The sequence below is a fragment of the Salinithrix halophila genome (assembly GCF_042650125.1).
Classification (GTDB): Bacteria; Bacillota; Bacilli; order Thermoactinomycetales; family DSM-45169; genus Salinithrix; species Salinithrix halophila.
Genome location: NZ_JBHSAP010000019.1, coordinates 1 through 607, shown reverse-complemented (window position 1 = coordinate 607; position 607 = coordinate 1). Strand labels below are relative to the sequence as shown.

Genomic DNA, 607 nt, shown 5'->3' with positions numbered 1-607 from the left:
ACCTGACACGGTCCCGCATCCGGATCACGGATGTCGGTTAGAACTCCAGCACGATCAGGGTGGTATCCCACCAGTGCCTCCCCCGAACCTGGCGGTCCGGGTTCCAAGGCTCCCACCTATCCTGTACAGATCGTACCAAAATCCAATATCAGGCTACAGTAAAGCTCCACGGGGTCTTTCCGTCTTGTCGCGGGTAACCAGCATCTTCACTGGTACTACAATTTCACCGGGTCTCTCGTTGAGACAGCGCCCAAGTCGTTACGCCTTTCGTGCGGGTCGGAACTTACCCGACAAGGAATTTCGCTACCTTAGGACCGTTATAGTTACGGCCGCCGTTTACTGGGGCTTCGGTTCAGAGCTTCGCTTACGCTAACCCTTCCCCTTAACCTTCCAGCACCGGGCAGGCGTCAGCCCCTATACTTCGCCTTACGGCTTCGCAGAGACCTGTGTTTTTGCTAAACAGTCGCTTGGGCCTCTTCACTGCGGCCCCCTCGAGCAGCTTGCGCCACCCTACCGGGGCACCCCTTCTCCCGAAGTTACGGGGTCATTTTGCCGAGTTCCTTAACGAGAGTTTTCCCGCGCGCCTGAGGATTCTCTCCTCGCCTAC

At 57.3% G+C, this 607-nt stretch carries 1 rRNA gene; it reads right to left on the bottom strand.

The window, feature by feature from the left end:
* Nucleotides 1-607, bottom strand: a 23S ribosomal RNA gene (locus ACFOUO_RS16620); the annotation flags it as partial.